The organism is Vreelandella sp. 162(4c), assembly GCF_058152265.1.
On sequence record NZ_CM176981.1, the window covers coordinates 4,104,728 to 4,121,505 of the forward strand.

General features: G+C 52.6%; 15 protein-coding genes. 11 read left to right on the forward strand and 4 right to left on the reverse strand.

From position 1 onward, the window contains the following. Window positions 1-200: 200 nt before the first annotated feature. Together AC4EYZ_RS18875 and AC4EYZ_RS18880 are read left to right on the forward strand one after the other, a co-directional pair. Complete coding sequence (locus AC4EYZ_RS18875) at window positions 201-617, forward strand: DUF6088 family protein (RefSeq protein WP_474191833.1); 417 nt, start codon at window positions 201-203, stop codon at window positions 615-617. Further along, complete coding sequence (locus AC4EYZ_RS18880; protein WP_474191832.1) at window positions 614-1,576, forward strand: nucleotidyl transferase AbiEii/AbiGii toxin family protein; 963 nt, start codon at window positions 614-616, stop codon at window positions 1,574-1,576. Before AC4EYZ_RS18875 ends, AC4EYZ_RS18880 begins: the two co-directional genes overlap by 4 nt. Window positions 1,577-1,993: 417 nt before the next feature. Here AC4EYZ_RS18880 and AC4EYZ_RS18885 read toward each other — a convergent pair whose 3' ends face one another. The 4 genes from AC4EYZ_RS18885 to AC4EYZ_RS18900 all read right to left on the reverse strand — a co-directional run bounded on the left by AC4EYZ_RS18885 (window position 1,994) and on the right by AC4EYZ_RS18900 (window position 4,935). Continuing rightward, window positions 1,994-2,383 (reverse strand): histone-like nucleoid-structuring protein, MvaT/MvaU family, encoded by a 390-nt coding sequence (locus AC4EYZ_RS18885; RefSeq protein ID WP_474191831.1) that lies wholly within the window; start codon window positions 2,381-2,383, stop codon window positions 1,994-1,996. 118 nt (window positions 2,384-2,501) lie between these two features. Continuing rightward, window positions 2,502-3,641: a hypothetical protein gene (locus AC4EYZ_RS18890; protein WP_474191830.1), complete on the reverse strand. Its 1,140-nt coding sequence runs from the start codon at window positions 3,639-3,641 to the stop codon at window positions 2,502-2,504. Between the two features lie 155 nt (window positions 3,642-3,796). Continuing rightward, window positions 3,797-4,150, reverse strand: a complete 354-nt coding sequence (locus AC4EYZ_RS18895) for a helix-turn-helix domain-containing protein (protein WP_474191829.1) — start codon at window positions 4,148-4,150, stop codon at window positions 3,797-3,799. Window positions 4,151-4,242: 92 nt separating this feature from the next. Further along, complete coding sequence (locus AC4EYZ_RS18900; RefSeq protein ID WP_290698548.1) at window positions 4,243-4,935, reverse strand: YagK/YfjJ domain-containing protein; 693 nt, start codon at window positions 4,933-4,935, stop codon at window positions 4,243-4,245. A gap of 700 nt (window positions 4,936-5,635) precedes the next feature. On the opposite strand from AC4EYZ_RS18900, the gene AC4EYZ_RS18905 reads away from it, so the two are divergent. The 9 genes from AC4EYZ_RS18905 (at window position 5,636) to AC4EYZ_RS18945 (ending at window position 16,777) form a co-directional block, all read left to right on the forward strand. Beyond that, entirely contained in the window at window positions 5,636-5,968 is a 333-nt protein-coding gene (locus AC4EYZ_RS18905; RefSeq protein ID WP_474191828.1) for a hypothetical protein, read from the forward strand. 133 nt (window positions 5,969-6,101) lie between these two features. Beyond that, entirely contained in the window at window positions 6,102-7,070 is a 969-nt protein-coding gene (locus AC4EYZ_RS18910; protein WP_474191827.1) for a DUF932 domain-containing protein, read from the forward strand. A gap of 140 nt (window positions 7,071-7,210) precedes the next feature. After that, window positions 7,211-7,387 (forward strand): hypothetical protein, encoded by a 177-nt coding sequence (locus tag AC4EYZ_RS18915; RefSeq protein ID WP_161491498.1) that lies wholly within the window; start codon window positions 7,211-7,213, stop codon window positions 7,385-7,387. A gap of 73 nt (window positions 7,388-7,460) precedes the next feature. After that, window positions 7,461-8,249 (forward strand): ERF family protein, encoded by a 789-nt coding sequence (locus tag AC4EYZ_RS18920; protein ID WP_474191826.1) that lies wholly within the window; start codon window positions 7,461-7,463, stop codon window positions 8,247-8,249. Between the two features lie 37 nt (window positions 8,250-8,286). Continuing rightward, on the forward strand, window positions 8,287-8,898 hold the full coding sequence (locus AC4EYZ_RS18925; protein ID WP_474191825.1) for a lambda exonuclease family protein: 612 nt from the start codon (window positions 8,287-8,289) through the stop codon (window positions 8,896-8,898). 641 nt (window positions 8,899-9,539) lie between these two features. Beyond that, window positions 9,540-10,535: an AAA family ATPase gene (locus AC4EYZ_RS18930; RefSeq protein WP_474191824.1), complete on the forward strand. Its 996-nt coding sequence runs from the start codon at window positions 9,540-9,542 to the stop codon at window positions 10,533-10,535. 12 nt (window positions 10,536-10,547) lie between these two features. After that, on the forward strand, window positions 10,548-13,049 hold the full coding sequence (locus AC4EYZ_RS18935) for a S8 family peptidase (RefSeq protein ID WP_490203947.1): 2,502 nt from the start codon (window positions 10,548-10,550) through the stop codon (window positions 13,047-13,049). A gap of 120 nt (window positions 13,050-13,169) precedes the next feature. Then, a complete protein-coding gene (locus tag AC4EYZ_RS18940; RefSeq protein WP_490203948.1) occupies window positions 13,170-15,914 on the forward strand; it encodes a class I SAM-dependent DNA methyltransferase in 2,745 nt (914 codons plus the stop codon). Beyond that, the gene (locus AC4EYZ_RS18945; protein ID WP_490203949.1) at window positions 15,911-16,777 is read left to right on the forward strand and encodes a hypothetical protein; all 867 of its coding nucleotides are present in this window, start codon (window positions 15,911-15,913) and stop codon (window positions 16,775-16,777) included. Before AC4EYZ_RS18940 ends, AC4EYZ_RS18945 begins: the two co-directional genes overlap by 4 nt. Window position 16,778 lies beyond the last annotated feature (1 nt).

The following is a 16,778-nucleotide window of genomic DNA, read 5'->3' on the forward strand; positions in this document are numbered from 1 at the left end:
TGAGATTGCTTTTGGGCGGCTCAGAATAGAGGCAAGACGTTGAGAGATTTGCGGCGGTTATGTTTTATAATTTATATAGTAAGCTTATGATTAACAAAAATAAAAATAAATTTTGTTTTTTAATGATGTCGTGTTTTTGAGTTTTTCAGTCTGAAGGTATAGAGTAACTATCGTCATTGTCCTGCTACTGGAGGCGTTACATGACCACTCAAACGCTTGAGTCACGCATTCGTGACAAAATTCGCAAAAGTCGGCGAATGGTATTTCTACGTGATGATTTCGCTGCACTGGGTGGTTATGACCAAGTTGGGCGTGTGCTTCGGCAATTAGAAGCGCAGGGAAGATTAGTACGTATTGGCAAGGGGCTATACGCTAAAGCGCGCCCAAACCGTATCACGGGTAAACCAATGATTGCGGCGCCCGGTGGCTTTGATCAAGCCGCCAAAGAGGCATTGAATCGCCTAGGGGTGCAGTGGGAGCCAGCCAGTGCAGAAAAGGCTTATCAGGCGGGCCGCACACAAATTCCGGCGCGAGTGATGGTCAAAGTGAAAGGCCCGTTTCATCGCCAGATTGCCTACGGCAAATATCGCTTGGGTATTGAGCGTGCTTCTGCATGAACATCGATCCGGGGTTGTTTCCCGATGTGGCGGATGCGCTGGGCATTGATAGCCCTGCTATCGTGGAAAAAGATGTTTATGCCGTCCAGTTATTGAGTCTGCTTTCAGCGCTGCATTCGGAAACGTTTGAGCTGGTATTCGCAGGGGGTACCAGCCTAGCAAAAGCCCACCACAAGCTTTTCCGTATGTCCGAGGATATCGATATCAAGCTTGTTCCACGCGATGGGATAGCAACGGGCATGTCTCGAACGGCGCTTAAGGCAGCACGAAAGGCGGCGCTGACCGAAATAGAAACAATCATCAGCCGTTCTCAGATTCTAGAGATTGATCCCGATGGTGGTACCGTCAAGCGTAACGAGTACCGGTATGCGGAGTTTACCGTTCGCTATCCCCGAACCCAAGGCGGCATTTCTGCGCTTCGACCTGACTTGAAGCTAGATGTCACAGCATCAGAACTTTATGAGCCCGCCGTGGTTTGCTCTGTCAGCTCCTTGTATGCCGAGGCTCTTAATTTACCCCCAGAGGTAGCTTCCTTTCCGGTGGTTAGCCTGCCTGCCACGATCAGCGAGAAGCTGGTGGCATTACTGCGTCGCACAGCTCACGTGAATCGTGATCCTTCCCGAAAAGACGACGAAACGTTGGTGAGGCACGTCTACGATCTTCACATGGCGACATCCGGTGGATATGACATGGCCGCATTACGCACGCTAGTACAGGCAGTAATACAGACGGACGTAGCTCAGTTTGGCAACCAACATGCGCAATTCGTCACTAGCCCAGCGGATGAACTGCTATATGGCCTGGGTTGCTTACAGACCCATCCTATCCATCAGGATCGATACGAGCGCTTTATCGGCCCGCTGGTTTATCACGATAAGCCCGCGACCTGGAATGAAGCTTTACAGACAGTAAACGAATTAGCTCAACAGCTGCTGCCGGTCGGTAGTGCTGAGCGCTAAAGCCTGCTTTTACAATACTGCGCGTAGTGTGCTTATCACATAACACCCTGAATCACTGTCTAAGCCGCTTTTTGCGGCTTTCTATGCCGTGACCTAGCTACCTACCTACCTACTAACTTTATGGAATAAAGCCGTAGGCGGAGGCCATCCATTTTGCGTTAAACTACTAATCTTTTAGGCATTTTAGCGGCTATGAAAATTTCTTCTGCCCCCGTCAGCTATCAGACCCACGTTCGTCCTGCGCAAGTGCGTGACATGATGCGCTGCTGTGATGCTAGTACGGCGTTGTCGATGGGCATTAGGCTCAGATCGGCGTGAAGGTCGGGCGAAAGCCGCATGAAACGTCCTTTGTGTTAGGGGGGTAATGAAATCGCCCAGTCAGGGCGCTATTGCCTGCTTACGTGCCACGCAAGCGCGTTACGGTGTCTTGGTCTCGTCGATGTTCTCCGCCCAGCTTTTCACTGTCTCTTCACCGTATTCTTCTTTCCATGCCTGTAGCTCGGGCTTTCTGAGGCTCCTGGCTTCCACGACTGTCCCGGTGTGCGGGTTGGTGTAGCGCTTCAACGGCAGTGACGTGCCCTTTCCCTTACCCGAGGATGCCTTGCCGGGGCTTTGTTTGGCTACCTTGCCGAAGATTCGTAGCAGTTCGTCGGTGGTCTTGCCGTGCATCTCGAGGACATCCTCGATGTCTTTCTTGAACGCCACTGCCTTCTGGTAGGCCTCATCCTTTTCGAGCTGTTCCAGCTGTTCCTGGATGCGTTGCTGTTGACGCTTGAGCTGTTCGTGTTGGGTGATCGGGTCGGTCATTGGGTGGCCTGACGATAGGGGAAACAATGCGCGACAGGATAAAACATCCTTGTAACCAGTGCCAGCGATCCCGTGGAGCCTCCGTCAGTTGCGATCTGTGTCTAGGGAGCCTTCTCCGTCAGGATGACATCTCGCGTGTCCTTTTCGCTAACAGTCCGCTTGCTGGCTTCTTTTTGGTGGTGCGCTTCTTGCCCGGACGTTGCGACATCACCAGAGTTCGTGTGTGCGGGGGCATGTCGTAGTGCAGGTAAGTATCGTAATGGCTTAGATAACGAATCAAATGTTTCAGGCGTTGATGGTCTTCCTCGGTCTCCAGGGACCACATACCGTTGATCCTGGGTGCCTCGGGATGAAGCAGTTCGCCTTCCGTCCAGGTTGTCCCATGGTAGTGCGTGGTATCCTGCCAACGTTGAGCAAATGCCTGCGGCAAGGAAGCTCCTTCCTGAACGTATCGGGCGTCATAAAGAAAGATCATGTCATGCACCAGTCCCTTCCCCGGAAAGTAATGGAGCTTTCCCACGTAGCCCACCAAATAATTAAACAGTGGATTACCCCGGCGATTCTTGAGGAACGTCTGGCGATCTTTCAAGGTTTGGGCCAGATCAGCGTAGCGAGGGTTTCGATAACCCAGCTGTATCGGTACCCAGAGCAAGTACGGCGCTTGGCGAAAGGCCAAGCGCATCCACGTTCGCAGCGATGAAGCGCGTGACTTGGCCAGGGTCTCCGACTCCTTGACGCGACGCTTGAAGGCCGGGGAAGTGAGTTCCTGGGTCAACGATTCGAGCGATGCTTGAAACTGTTGGCTGATCTGACGTGCCAGGTGCTCGGGTAGGGCCAGGTTGCGTCGTTCGTAAGGTTCCTGGCAGCACCAGGCAAGATGCTTGAGAAACGCCCGAGCAGGCAAGCTGAGATGATGTCGACCATCATTCAGCTGCATCAGGATTTCCAGGTGAAGGCGATATTGGTGGAACCGGCTGCGTTCCTTCACTCGCCAACGTCGGTGATGTTTCAGCTGTGCCGGTGTAAGTGGCATTGCCACAAAGTCATCTTCCAACAATCGGTTCTGCAAAGGCCGCTGCGGGATCGCCAGGATGGCCTTGTCGATGTCAGGCAACTGCTTTACGGGATCATGGGAGGAAAATATCCATTCTTTCTTCCCCGTGTCTTCACGTCGATTAAACCTGCAGGCAATCGCCATCGAACGGTTGGGCGTGGAAGCGCATTCGGCAGAGGCAGTGTCGTCGGGGGGCAAGGTCATGGAAGTGGCTCGGCAGCATCGTTATGGGGAAATCATCGGGAGCCAAAGAGTTTATCAAATTCGCAAAAAGTTTTTATCAGAATTGCTAAAAAGTTATTGTCACTTTTGTATCAGAGATAAATTCCCAAAAATTAATAATCAATCACTTAGCGCCGTTAATAGCGCGAATCCCCCGGCCATTCTGGCTGTTCGCGGGCCCAGCGATCCAGCAGGGCCTGGCCCACGCCCGAGGGTAGGCGACGGCCCTGTTCCCACTCTTGCCAGGTGCGCTTGCTGACCCCCAACTCCTTGGCCAGTGCCGCCTGGCTGAGTTTGCGCGCACGGCGAATGGCGATCACGTCACGCACCAGTCGCCGGGTCGGCTCCTTGCGTTCCAGCATGGCCAGGCGATGCTCGCTGAGCGGGTCGTGGAAGGGATGCACAGCAGGCATCGCAGTGTGGGGCTGAGACCTTAGCGATGATGCCCAAGGGTGTGGCGGGGATACCGGGAACGTTGTCGCGTTCGTCATGGTAGGTCTCCTGCAAGGTAGAAGGGAGAGGGATCAAAGTCATCACGTCAGCTAGACAGGGTCCGCCCGTGACGGACCCTTCACGCATAGTATTAGGCACGGCTGTAATCAAAGACGTGCATACCCTGGCCGATCGTCTTGCTGTGAGCCTTGCACAGGTAGCTGGCCATGAACATGGTCTCATCCATGCTGACCCAATCATGGCGATGCAGGATGCGCGACCAGGGAACCTCCGTCACCGGGTTCTCGCTGACGTGCACCAGCTGTTTAAACCAGGAATCGTCAGGATCAAACCCCATGGCCTTCAACCATGCTCGCATCATTCGGTGATAGAGGTTATCCAGCGTGTACATACCGTACTCGTCCGGGGCAAAGTACCCGAGGTTGTCGAAGGCCGCCTTGTTGACGAACATCATCACGTGGTAGTGCGGCTTGTCGCTGGTGTCCTGCTCCCGTGCCCAGAGGTAGCGCACCGGGGTCTGGTGCTTGGTGTTGGCCTTGCGAATCTCGTAGCGAAAGTAACGGAAGAAGGCCGCCAGGACGTCATTATTGTCGTGCATCGATGACCGCTGCATCGCATCAGGGAAACGAAGATCAATACGAAAAACAAAGACCTCTCGCTGAAGGTTGCAGATGGTGTTCAAGGTCAGAAAGGCACGCTCCAGGTAATTTTCAATCAATGGTCCATTCTTACGCTGGCTGACGTCGAACCCTTGGTAGATATTGTCGTAATACAGGCGGAGCTTATCGTTTAGGGGATGACGCAGTGGATGGTGGTCAAACATGGGTACACCTCGCGGATAGGTTGAGAGAACGATCCGCAGCGGTGGTCTTGTGGCGTAGGGGAAGTAAGCATGGCGATGTTAAGAATCGCCTTTTACGACACCACAGGCAGGGCAGCAGACGTCTTCAACACGTCTGCTTACCCGTAATCAGTGATGATCTTTCAAGCATGAGGAGGACTTCACCGTGGGCTGTGTGGGCCCACGTCTTGGCGGATACTGAATGCCTTGAATGGGCTATCACAAGTGAGCCCATAAGCGCTCATAAAGACCCTATTGAATGCCTATAATACTAAACCCTCGAATGAGACATACCGACAGGCAAGGCTCCGTCTATGCTTTGCTTCCCAATCCCCAGTGAAACCCTATCAATGTCACAAAAGACACGTTATCAGGAAATTCCGTTGAGTTGACCGACACAAGACACCGTGACGGGATGGCGTCACGGGTCGCTGCATCCTATTCGGGAAGGCAGTAAACAATTACATCGCCCCAGCCGTTTTCCTCGATAGTGGCCGTCGCAGGCCGTAAAACCCCACCTTTTGCCGTGGCTGACGTATGACCGGTGAATACGGGCCTTGATGGCCGTGTTGTCCTAGTGGGGCATTCGATTCAAAAAAATCTCAGCCACATACTACCTCCATGAAGCTATCAGGGATGGCTTAGCCAGCATCAACTTTACTGCTAATGGAGGAAGATCTTCATGACACCCCACTGTCCAAAGTGCGGTTCCCCAAATGTTATATCTCGCAATATAGGAAGAAAGGTCGGCGGTGCCACTGGGGTCGCCGCCGGTGCTGCGTCTGGGGCTGTCGGAGCCCTTAGTGGTGCCAAGGCGGGGGCGCTGGTAGGCGCAATGATAGGCCCAGCAGGCATTACCATTGGCAGCCTGTCCGGTGCCGTATTTGGCGGGTTGTTAGGCGGCACAACCTTTGGTGTTGCCGGTGCCAAACTGGGCCATGAGCTTGATCAGAAAATGCTCGATAACTACGTCTGCGGTGCCTGTGATTGCACCTTTCGTCCCCACGCTGAATAACCGCCTATCAGCGGCCCTCTCTACCGCTTAATACGACGACTACCTCTACACGCATTCGCTTGCCCGCCTTATTCAGGGCGGGCCGTTATGCCGTGCGCGCTCATTAATGTTGAAAAATCTGAAGGAGTTTGTAATGGCTCATCTCGTCGAACAAATGGCTTATGTTGGCAATACCCCTTGGCATGGCCTGGGGCAGCAACTTTCTCGTCACCAACCGCTGGAAGTCTGGCAGCAACAGGCCGGTATGAACTGGCATATTGAAGAAGCCCCGGTTCGCTTTATTGCCGAGGGTGCAAGCCACCTGGGCAGCATTCACTCATTCCCCGAACAAAAGGTGCTCTACCGCTCCGATACGAAGGTACCGCTATCAGTGGTGTCCCAGCGCTATAAGGTGGTTCAGCCTGAAGAAATTTTGGAATTCTACCGGGACCTCACCGAATACGCCGGATATGAGCTGGAGACCGCTGGGGTACTCAAAGGTGGTCGTAAGTTCTGGGCTTTGGCACGCAGTGGCTTGAGTACCTCGCTTAAAGGGCAGGATGAAGTAAACGACTATTTACTACTGGCGACCTCGTGTGACGGCACCTTGGCGACCATGGCCACGCCTACCACGGTAAGGGTGGTGTGTAATAACACGCTGCAAATTGCGGTGGATGGCACCTCACAAGCCGTGAAAGTACCCCATCGCTCGGAGTTTGATCCCCGAGCAGTGAAGAGCCAACTGGGTATCTCCGTCTCGCAGTGGAACGACTTTATGTACCGCATGAAGGCCTTGGCAGAACGCAAGATCGATCACCGTGAAGCGCAGCAGTATTTTCAGTCGGTTATTTGCGGGGCCGAGAAACCAATAGATGATCCCTCTAAGCTGCCCAACTACCGGGCCCTGAACAAGGTGCAGAAGCTCTACCACGGCGAAGGCCGGGGTTCTCACTTGGTTACCGCCAAAGACACCGCCTGGGGCCTGCTTAATGCCGTGACTGAGTACGTGGACCACGACAAACGGGCACGCAGCAACGACACCCGTATGGATTCGGCGTGGTTTGGTCAGGGCGCCCAACTCAAGCAGGAGGCATTGGATGCCGCGTTAGCGCTAGTGTCTTAACCAACCCACCTGTTGGGCTTCGTTTTACCCCTTTCTGTGATCTTCCCAGTCCAATGATATCCACCATCGCCCCGGCATAGACGCCCAGCCCCTCAAAGGCTGGGCGTTTTGCTGTGGGGCTTATGCCACGAGGTACTGCCATGACGTTTATTTCCCATGCCATTGAAGTTGCTTTGACACGCCTGACTGAGGAGCTAATAGCCAACCATGCTCATCGCGCTGACACCGTGGTCTGCGCTCAAGGCACGTTTTATCGAGCAGAGGTACGGCTAGTGCCAATTAAAGCCAATGAGCTAGCCCAGCATTTAGCGGAGTAATACCGCGATCACTTCATAACGATGCCTGGCGATACGGCATCACCATCATTCCTTGTTTCAATGGAGGTGCCCCATGGCACGATCCTCTAATGTGGTAAATTCTTCTTCCCGTCCGATAACGGCTCAAACCACTACCAAAGCCGCCGCCGTCACCGCTGTACCAGCATCCCCCGTTGAGTCGTCCTCTACCGCAGAAAGCACCGCGATCATCCAGGTAATTGAACGCGCGGCCCTCAATCCCGATGTCGATATCGACAAAATGGAGCGTCTCTTACAAATGCAGGAACGGGTGATGGATCGTCAGGCCATGATGGCCTATAGCGCTGCCATGGCGGCCATGCAGACCGAACTGCCTAGCATTGAAGAGCGCGGGCAAACCAACAACGGTTGCTACGCCACGTTGGAAGATATCGTCGATACCGTGCGACCGATCATGCAGAAGCACGGCTTTGCGGTGAGCTTTCGTATTCAGACACAGGAGCGCGGTATTCAGGTAACTGGGGTGTTGATGCACAAGGATGGCCACCGCGAAGAAACCAGCATGCTATTACCTGCGGATATGAGTGGTAACAAAAATGCCGTGCAGGCGTTTGGTTCCTCTACCAGCTACGGCAAGCGCTATGTACTTTCTGCACTACTCAACATCACCACACGCGGCCAGGATGATAACGGTAACGCCAGTACCAAGGCGGGCATCAAGACGATAACCCCGTTCCAGGCAGGCCAAATCCAACGCTTGATCAGCCAATGCCCCGCAACGACCCAGGAGTGGTTTAGCGGCAAGTACGGCTCAGCTGTGCAAGTACCGTATAGCGACTTCGACAAGCTCAGGGCGTCCCTCACCAAGCGAGCCGTTAAGTGAACGGCGTACCAACCCTACCTGAGTAAAGGAGGCATCCATGCAGATACTCACTATGCCGCAAGGCTCCCCTGAGTGGCTGGCGGCGCGCTTAGGGCGCGTCACCATGTCGGAGCTAAAGTCATTGCTGGTTAAAGGTAAAGGCCCTGGAGGACTGGGTGCCGGGGCCATTACCTACATGCACCAGTTGATCGGCGAGCGGATAACCGGCGAGCTGGCCGAGCCGTTTCAGGGTAACACGCATACCCGTCGTGGCCATGAGCTGGAAGGCGTGGCACGTGCGCTTTACTGCGATGCCACCGGCGAACCTCAGCCTCAGGAAGTGGGTATTATCCTCAATCACGAGGTGGGTTACTCCCCCGACAGCCTGGTAGGCGCTAACGGCCTGCTAGAAATCAAAACCAAGCTACCCAAGTTCCAAATAGAAGTGCTGTTGAATGGAGAGATACCTGATGAGCACCTACCTCAATGTCAGGGCGGTCTATGGGTCAGCGAGCGGGAATGGATCGATTTCGTGAGCTATTGGCCCGGTATGCCGATGTTTATCAAGCGCGCGTATCGTGACGACATCATGATCCGCACCATTGCTGAACGGGTCGAAGCATTCCATGAGGAGATGGAGCGACGCATCAGCCAAGTGATGGCTGCGTGACGGAGCCCATACCTCAAAATTCAACACGATATCTAATGACATAGATGCTGGGGCCGACATCCCTGGCATTTTTTTTTATTTTTTTGGGGCAATTATGGCACTCTCCAAGTTTAAAACCGTGTATACCCTCCGGCAGGCCGTAAACTATCAACGGCGCATCTTGAAGGGCTGCGACGGCGAGTTAGGTATAATGATGAAGAAACCCTCGAAGATAAAACTGTAGAACGCACGCCTACGAGGCTGCTGACCAAGGCTTCGCGCTTGAACTAGTAGCTCTCTGGGCAGCATTGCTGTTGCAGCGTCTATACTTATGTCGAGCTGATGTATATCTATACCCGTTAATTTGAGGGCTGGTTTGCTTGAGCTGAGTAAAGGTGTGGCGTTGTGCCTGCGTTAACATGCACCAGTACTCGTGGTTGTTCCATTGCATGAAGCTATGCACTCACTGCCGGGCCTCTGCGATGGTGGTTAAACTATCCGCGGGGTAGGAGGGCAGTTACTTGCAGGCGCAAGATAGCGACTGTGCTTGCAGATGGTAATTATTGAAAGTGCAATAGTTTTTTATGTTAAAATCATTAAGCTCGTGTTACTATGTTTAGTGATTAAGTTGTTGATAATAGGGAAAAAAGAGAGAGCAGACTGTGTCTAATGCAAGGCAAATACTGGCAATGCTGCAAAGTCGTGCGGACGGCGACGATGAGCAGTTCTACTCTATTGCCTTGCAAATCGCGGCATCTGAGGCGCGTCAAGGGCATAAAACGACAGCGCGTGAGCTGCGCGCCGCTGTCGACGCAGCTCGGACTGGATCAGGGGCCAGTGTTCCTATCCAGTTTGCCAAACCACGTGGCGAACTCGAAAGCATTATCGAGCATCGGGAGCCTCGCTACGTTCTCAAAGACGTTATGCTCGACACCCGTCTAAGCGGACGACTTGATGACTTTGTGCGTCAGCAGGTTCGTCGCGATTGGCTGCGTGAGCATGGGAAGGTTCCAAGCCGTCGTATGCTTTTCCTTGGTCCGCCAGGTTCAGGTAAGACCATGACTGCCGAAGCTCTCGCCGGGCAGCTCCGCCTTCCGCTATTTGTTATTCGACTTGAGACGCTGATTACCCGTTACATGGGTGAAACTGCCTCCAAGCTAAGACTTGTATTTGATGAGACTGCAAAAAAGCGCGGGGTTTACCTTTTTGACGAGTTTGATGCTGTAGGCGGAAAGAGAAATGCGACGAACGATGTTGCAGAGATGCGACGTGTCCTGAATTCTTTCCTGCAATATATGGAAGAAGAGAACGCAACGGATAGCATGGTCGTCGGCGCGACGAATCATCCAGAACTTCTTGATCGTGCACTTCTGCGGCGTTTCGATCTGGTCCTCAGCTTTGATTTGCCGACAGATGAAGATATAAAACGGATCGTAATGATGGGCCTCCGACCGTTTAAGACTGGAAGGATTGCCTGGAAAAAAGTAATCATGGCCGCCGCAGGCTTGAGTCAAGCTGAGATTGTAAAGGCGGCTGAAGATGCTGTTAAAGCCGCTATTCTTGATGAGCGAAACACCATTACAACCGACCATATTCTACAACGTTTGGAAGAACGGCAGGAGATGCATGACATCTTTTCCAACAAAAAAAATAACTAATAACAGGGACTTATGCCGTCATATTTCGACAAGCCTCATTTCGATATTTCCAACTCCGCCGTTCGTGGGCTCTACACTTCGCCTCCACAAAATATCGGCGACGGCAGAGCGCCGCGTCCCAGAGCAGAGCATGGGAGCATGCTCCGTCGACAGCTTCAGGAAACGTTTCGGGAAAGCGCGCTGGAACGTGAACAAGCCGCTCTTCCCGAGGGCCTTACGCCAAGCGCGGGTCAGTACTATGAGGTCGAACTCAAAAAAGGCGCGAAAGTTCAGAAGCTAGAACGGAAGCGCGAGAACATCGTTGTCGGTGCAACCAAGATTGACGATGAAAACCACAGCGTCTCTGTTGTTGTCTTCATTCCAGATGACTCCATACCGGTTCTTGATACTATCTTTGATGATTATGCGACCGGTGAGCTGACCAGTAGTGGGAAGCCAAAACAAAAAGATTTTGTCGAGCCCATTGAGACGATACGTCGTGCCCGGCTTTTTTCATTCTGGACAGACAATCCGGCGTGCCTTCCAGAACACGCTCAGGAGAGCATTTGGTGGGAGATATGGTGCAATCCAGATAAGGTCTTTGATGTTGCTGCCGTATTCCGGCGTATGGAATGCCGTCCAGCCGATGAAGATCGTTGGCTGCATTTTCCAGAGGCGAGCGTTTTACCCGTTCTGGCAAGGCGCGCAGATGTCGAACTTGCTTTGATCGTCGCCGATGGCATAGGGGAACTACGTCGCGGCTCTGATACGCCAAATTTTTATTTGGAAGATGAGCGTGAGAATCAGCACGACTGGGCGGAAGAGCTGGCTGAACGAACGGTCTGGCCCGGCACCGATGTACCTAGTGTTTGCTTGCTCGACACCGGTGTAAACAGGGCACATGTTCTTATTGAACCAGCGCTTGACGAAACGGATTTGATGAGTGTCAAACCCGAATGGCCCGCGACGGACAATATACTTGGTAGTCACGGTACGCCGATGGCTGGTCTTGCCTTGCACGGCGACCTTTTTCCACGTCTTCAGGGCAGAAGCGTGCATACGCTTACTCATCGTTTGGAATCTGTTCGCATATTGCCAGCTGATGGTTTTGATCCCAACGACCCAGTACGTTACGGATCGATCACAATGGATGCTGTCGCACTTGCTGAGGTTCAGAACCCGGAAAGACGACGAGTCTTTTGTATGGCTGTTACAAATGAAGACCGTAGCGGGGATCGTGCTAGTAGCTGGAGCGCATGTGTTGACCGTGCTGCCGGAGGGCATCTTCTTAGTGATGAGGAAAATAGGCTGCGGCGTCTGATTTGCATTTCAGGCGGCAATGTTCGCAACGCCATGCAGGCTTCTCGTCTTGGTGTCCTTGAGGACTACCCAATCGAAGATCCAGCCCAGGCTTGGAATGCCCTGACTGTCGGTGGCTATACCGATAAAAATGACATCGACCCCGCTGATCCGTATTTTGCAAATCATCGAGCCGTTGCGAGCGTCGGTGATGTTAGCCCGTTTTCACGAAACTCGACATCGTGGCATCCGGGTAAATCCCCGATAAAACCTGAGGTCGTTTTTGAGGCGGGTAATCGTGCTGTTTCTGGAAACGGGCAGGATCTAGTGGATTGTCCGTCCCTTGAGCTACTGACGACTGGCGCAGACACTGATCGTCTGCCAATCATGAACTTTGCGGCTACGAGCGCAGCGACCGCGCAAGCCGCACGAATGGCAGCGCGCTTGAAGGCGGATCATCATGCGTTTTGGCCGGAAACCATCCGGGGGTTGATCGTTCATAGTGCTGACTGGACCGAGCCAATGAAGCAGCGGCTCGCCGCTGAAAACAGCCTGCGCGCACGTAAGCAGCTGATACGAACCTTCGGCTATGGAGTGCCTTCCTATGAGCGTGCCACAGCCTCGGCATCCAGTGATCTTGCGCTCGTCGCCCAAAGAGCGATCCAGCCTTACAAGCGAAAGCGGAAAGGCAACGTAGTCTTCAACGAATGCCATTATTACTCGTTGCCTTGGCCGCGCGCCGTCCTTGAAGAATACGCGGAGCAGGAGTTTAAACTCAAAATCACCCTTTCATATTTTGTGGAGCCAAATCCTGGCAAATCGGCAGCCATTGATCCGGCGCGTTATCAATCCTTTGGTCTTCGATTTGATTTGAAGCGTGCACGGGAATCCGAACCCGCATTTCGTAAAGCAATTAATGCCCAGGAGCGTGAGAACCCAAATCAAGGTGGGCCCCGTCGGGAACCAGATAGGGGGTGGATGCTTGGGCCGGATAGCATTTCGGCAGGATCGATTCATAGTGATGTATGGTGCGGGACGGGGGCGCAGCTTGCAGCCCGCAACATGCTTTGTGTGAAGCCTGTCTCTGGTTGGTGGAAAGAGCGACGCGATCCGCATGTATGTGAACAGGATGCTCGCTACTCGCTTATCATCAGTTTGACTGCGCCAGATACCGAGATCGATCTGTATACGCCGATTAGTAATATCATCGAACCAGATATCGAGATTGAGACATAAAGGTCCGATGCTTACTGCATGGCAAAATTGGATTGTCGTGAACTAAGCCCTCTCCATCGCGGGGGCAGGCCGCTACCGGGGTTGCTAATCTGGTCCTCTTCAAAAAGGAGTCGTAAATCCGTGAATGCTGTCGAGATCGAAGAAGCTATCTCCTCCTTAGCTGAACAGCCGTTTGATGCAGAGGAGTTCCCGTTTGCTTTCCTAGAAGCGTTCGGCAACAAACCCACCACGATCAAGCGGCTCCGCAGCGGCGTGACGAACAAGTCTGATATCGGCGGCGTCCTGCAGACCAACCACATCCATATCAAGATCTGTGACGAGGGTCATGTCTCCGACACGATCCGCGAGCTGCGCGAGAGCCTGGCTACTAAGAACGCACGCAACCGAGTCAAATTCATCCTGGCGACGGATGGCGTCACGCTGGAAGCCGAAGACCTTGTGTCAGACGTCGCGCCGATCGTCTGCCCACTTAAAGACTTTCCCGAGCATTTTGGATTTTTCTTGCCGCTTGCGGGCATTAGCACCGTTAAGCAAATACGCGAGAGTGCCTTTGACATTAAGGCTACTGGTCGCCTGAACCGGCTTTATGTCGAGCTTTTAAAAGACAATCCAGACTGGGCAGCCGCCAAGCGCCGCCACGATATGAATCATTTCATGGCGCGGTTGATCTTTTGCTTCTTTGCCGAAGACACTGATATCTTCAATAGTACGGGACTTTTCACCACAACGATCGAGCAAATGAGTGAGCGGGACTCGTCCAACACTCACGAGGTCATTGGTGAGCTATTCCGCGCCATGAACACTTCGGTCGAAGAAAGGGACAAGGCGAAACTGCCTCGTTGGGCAGATGCATTTCAGTACGTCAATGGCGGTTTGTTTGCCGGTAACACGGACGTGCCGTATTTCAGCAAGATTGCACGCTCCTACCTTCTTCACATCGGTAATCTCGACTGGAAGAAGATCAACCCCGATATCTTTGGCTCGATGATTCAAGCAGTCGCCGATGACGAGGAACGCGGCGCTTTGGGGATGCATTATACATCCGTTCCGAACATCCTGAAGGTGCTGAACCCGCTCTTCCTCGATAATCTGCGCGAGAAACTTGAAGAGGCTGGCGATAACGTGCGTAAGCTACTGAACCTACGCAACCGGATGGCAAGGATCCGGGTTTTCGACCCCGCTTGCGGCTCCGGCAACTTTCTCGTGATTGCCTACAAGGAAATGCGGGCGATTGAGGCTGAGATAAACAAGAGGCGCGGCGAACCTGACCGGCGATCTGACATTCCGCTGACAAATTTTCGCGGTATTGAACTCAGGGGCTTTTCTGCGGAAGTGGCGAGGCTAGCGCTGGTTATTGCCGAGTATCAGTGTGACGTGCTCTATCGCGGGCAACGTGAAGCGCTGCAAGACTTCCTACCACTTGACGCCATGAACTGGATTACCTGCGGTAACGCTCTGCGGCTTGACTGGCTGAGCATCTGCCCGCCCACAGGTACAGGCGTTAAGATACATAGCGACGATCTGTTCAACACGCCGCTCGACCAAGCGGAGATCGAGTTCGAGAACGAAGGCGGGGAAACCTACATCTGCGGAAATCCCCAATTTAAAGGTGCCCGAAAGCAAACAAAAGCCCAAAAGGAGGACCTTGCTCTAATATTTGAAAATCACAAGGAATATAAAGACTGCGACTACGTTACTGGATGGTTTATAAAAGCTGCCGAGTTTCTTGAATACTGTGATGCGCGGTTTGCCTTTGTCTCGACAAGCTCAATCAGCCAAGGTGAGCAGGTTGCACATGTATGGTCGCGGATTTATGGAAAGGGTCTTAGGATTAGTTTCGCGCATCAAGGGTTTAGGTGGAAAAACAATGCAGCAAACAATGCAGTTGTGCATTGCGTCATAGTTGGCGTTCAGAAAGAAAAACCCAATTATTGCTCTTTGTACGAAGGGCAGACGGTGCGGCATGTACCAAGCATTTCTCCCTACCTGATTGCAGGTGATGAAACCTATGTAAAAGCCAGAGATAAGACATTGTTTTCAGACTTGAACTCAATGGTTTCCGGCAGCATGCCTCGCGATGGTGGAAATCTAATAATGAGCCTTGAAGAGGCACGATCACTTGTATCATCTCACGCAACGACAAAGGCAATAATTAAAACCCTAGTTGGTTCTCAAGAACTAGTAAACCATAGAAATCGAAAATGCCTGTGGATTGAGGACAGTCAACTTGATGAGATGAGCGCCATTCCCAAAATCAAGAGTCGTGTTGATGAGGTCCGTTCATTTAGAAATAGTTCTTCTGCGAAAACTACACAAGGATATGCGTCCATCCCGCACAAGTTTGCGCAACGGGCGCATTTGAACTCCCTTTGCTTGGCGGTGGCAAAGACATCTTCCGAAACACGCGAGTATTTGCCTGCTGACATATTTGATCAGACAACAGTCGTAACCGATGCCGCTTTTGCAGTATTTTCTCCCGACCTCTGGGAATTAAGCTTAGTCATCTCGAAACTACATCTAGTTTGGATTGCCACAGTTTGTGGGAAGCTTGAAACACGATACCGATATTCTAGTACTTTAGGGTGGAATACCTTCCCCGTTCCCAAGCTGACAGAAAAGAACAAGGTAGACCTGACACGCTGTGCTGAAGATATCCTTCTGGCCCGTGAAGCACATTTTCCTGCCACCATCGCCGAGCTCTACGACCCCGAGAAGATGCCGGATGACTTGCGCGCTGCGCATGACCGCAACGATGAGGTGCTAGAGCGAATCTATATAGGCCGTCGTTTCCGCAACGACACCGAACGCCTCGAAAAGCTCTTTGAGCTCTACACGAAGATGACCAAAACGAAGGGGGCGGCATGAGTAAGTTCAACCGTCTGACCACCGTTGCTGCAACCGAGACCATTGCGAAATTCAACTCGCACGACGATATGAGCGTCCTCGAAATTCAGTGGGATATCGACCAGTACGGCATAGAGACATCGAGCAAAGCAGCACGGGTTCGTAGCTGGGCGAAGATTGCTACCGAGCTTGACCCTGAAGTCCTGACGGAGGCCGGTACAGTAAGCTTGAGCCGTGCCTTATTAGAAATGGCAATCCAAGCTCCGCCTCATGTGCAGGAAGGTGCAATCTGGAGGAAGCTCTTAGCGGGCCTTCGTTTTGACGGATTTGAGATCGTCGAGGAAGAGGTATACGAACCGAGCGGGCGCCAATCGATTTTCGGTGGTTCCGCGAAGACAAAGATCAACAATCTCCGGCGCATGCTGCCTAGCGAGATTCCAAGTCTGGACTTCACAGAGGCCGAGACGGAACTGGAAGTATTACTGGATCGAAATAACCTTACAGTGGCTCATGGACATCTGAAACAAGCAATTTCAGCATACCAGCGGGGAGAGTGGTCATCAGCCAATGGTGAGCTTCGAAATTTCTTTGAGAGTTACCTCAATGAAATCGCTACTTTTCTTGGCTACGCTGGGAGTGGCGATAGCAAGGCAAAGCGCGACTTCCTTGGCGGGCTTGCTCCACCGTTCCTGCTCCCAGACTACAACGAGTGGCATAGCAACAATCAGAAGCCTCAATACGTTCAAGGTCTGATGAGCAGGATGCACCCTCACGGTGGTCATCCAGGATTGTCTGAAGAAGAGGATGCCACCTTCCGACTTCAGGTGACTTTGATCACAGCACGGCTATTCCTCCGCAGATTTGACAAACGAAAGAGAGTTTAGA